3 protein-coding genes and 1 pseudogene are annotated in these 1,988 nt (G+C 45.2%); all 4 read right to left on the minus strand.

Annotation, left to right across the window (positions count from 1 at the left end; genetic code table 11):
• Positions 1-26 precede the first annotated feature (26 nt).
• Positions 27-440 (minus strand): head-tail connector protein, encoded by a 414-nt coding sequence (locus ACFQ88_RS39570; protein ID WP_376912396.1) that lies wholly within the window; start codon positions 438-440, stop codon positions 27-29.
• A gap of 15 nt (positions 441-455) precedes the next feature.
• Positions 456-710, minus strand: a complete 255-nt coding sequence (locus tag ACFQ88_RS39575; RefSeq protein WP_376911013.1) for a hypothetical protein — start codon at positions 708-710, stop codon at positions 456-458.
• A gap of 161 nt (positions 711-871) precedes the next feature.
• Positions 872-1,771 carry a capsid protein gene (locus ACFQ88_RS39580; RefSeq protein ID WP_377957793.1) on the minus strand — a complete coding sequence of 300 codons (900 nt, stop codon included), beginning with the start codon at positions 1,769-1,771 and terminating at the stop codon, positions 872-874.
• 16 nt (positions 1,772-1,787) lie between these two features.
• Positions 1,788-1,988 (minus strand): annotated as a pseudogene (locus ACFQ88_RS39585) (hypothetical protein); the annotation flags it as partial.

A 1,988-nucleotide genomic window follows, 5' to 3' on the forward strand; every position in this document is an offset into this window, starting at 1 on the left:
GTATAAGCAGCTCAATAGGGATTGGTTTAGCCATGAACGGACACCCCACGATATAGCAGACCCGTAGGCGCTAAAAATGAGAGTACAGACGGGCTGACACGCGCTGATTGTGTGCCGGAACTGCCATTCGAACTAGAGCCGCCGCCAGTGCTATAGCTGAATGATCCAACGCTGACACTGTTCATGTCATCCATTCCCGCGTTAACCGCCGCATCGCCGCCTTTCATGACGTAAAACTCTACCTGTGCCGCTGTCGCCTTCATAATCAAGTCTCTGAAGAGTGAGGGAAAGCCGCTAATGTCTTTTCCGTATATCTGAAAGTTGGTTACCTGGTCTATAATGTCGCTCGCCCGTTCAATATACCTTTCAAGATCAGCAGAATCAGGGGCCGCAGCCCCTTTGTACACATTGTTATAGTATTCAGGAGTGATATAAGGCATGTTCACCCCTCTTTTCTATTCTTTTTTGCTGTCTTTTTCGGCTTTTTTAGCCTTCTTCAGCTCTGCTTTAAGCTCTTTCACTTCCGCTTCTAGCGCTTCGATTTTGTCTAATGCTTCGTTGTGTTCACCGATAGGGACAGTACGCCCGCCAGTTGCACGCTTCAGAACCTTCCCGCTCTCGTCAATCTGATCATATCCGTCTCTTAAATAACCATTAACGGCCTCGTCTGAGACCGTTAAAACACGATTAAGCTTTTTCACTTTTGCCATGTGTGAAGTACCTCCTTATTTATTACTGAGCCGCCGCTTTTGTTTTGGTTACGATTTCCGACATAGGAGACTCGCCACCAGGCCCAACGGCTGTAACATTGATTGTCAGTTGTGTATCGGCGCTCAATCCGTTAGCTGTGTACGATAGATTTTGGGGCGCATTAGGGCGTAGCAGGCGTGATATTGAACGCCATGCCAGGTACTTTACGCTCAATAGCGAATACGTCCCAATATTTGCGCTCAAAGTATAGGAATTTGCCGCCTGTTTTCGCGCTTGGCTGATCAAGTGACACAAATTCATAGCGCTGTGGTGCAAGCATAGAATCAGGGTGAATCAGAATCATGTTAATTTGAACCGCTGAAGGATCTACAACCGCCCCCCGTGTGAAGTCGTACACTGTTTTCATTCTTGCGGACGGAACAGGCTTAACAGTGACTTCATCAAGTGAACGAACACCACGGCTGATATTGCCGTTATTGTTTGTCACTGACAAAGAACGTGAAATTTGTTGCGCGTTTTTAAGAACTGTATAGATTGGCGCAGCTACATATAAAATCCGTCCTTCCAGTGGCACTTCCGCTTCGTCCATTTGTAACATTAGTTCATCATAGACGCCCAAAACATTAGTTTCGTCAATTTTAGTCGTATCGGCTTTCCCGCCATATTGCTGGAATTCAGAATAAAGCTTTGAAGCCATGTACTTATCCATTTCAGGGATTTTCTGCTCGTCATTAAAGACCTTTGTGATATTGGCAATAGTAATAGCCATGTTTGTCTCGTCAACGTCCACCGGATCAACCATAGTACGGAATTCACGGTCATGGCCTAGTGTTTTAGTTTCCCAGCTGTTATCAACCTGGCGTGAGAATGTGCCAATATCCTCGCGGTTATAGTCGGTCATTCCTGTTACATCAATGCGTGGAATCTGAATCGTTTTGGCATTCACCCATTTAATGCGGGAATTGTTCGGTGTGTTGTAAAGCTCCGTGAAATAAAGACCTTGTGCAAATCTTTGTTGTAAACCCTGTGAATAAAGCTCTGCATAGTTTAAGTTTGGCATATGTCGTTACCTCCTATTATTTGAACGCTGCCGCCCAAGCTTCTAACTCGGATGACGGTTGTTTTTTATGTTCGCCGTTTGTAAATTTTGGCTGTGGTGTTTCTTCCTGCTGCTGTTCTTTGAAGTGCGGATATTTTTCTACAACCATTTGCATAGCTGCGTTCATATCCACTTCATCAGAAACATAGTTTTTGGCTAATGCGACTACATCCGGCAC

This window comes from Paenibacillus sp. NPDC056579 (assembly GCF_042793215.1).
GTDB lineage: Bacteria > Bacillota > Bacilli > Paenibacillales > NBRC-103111 > Paenibacillus_S.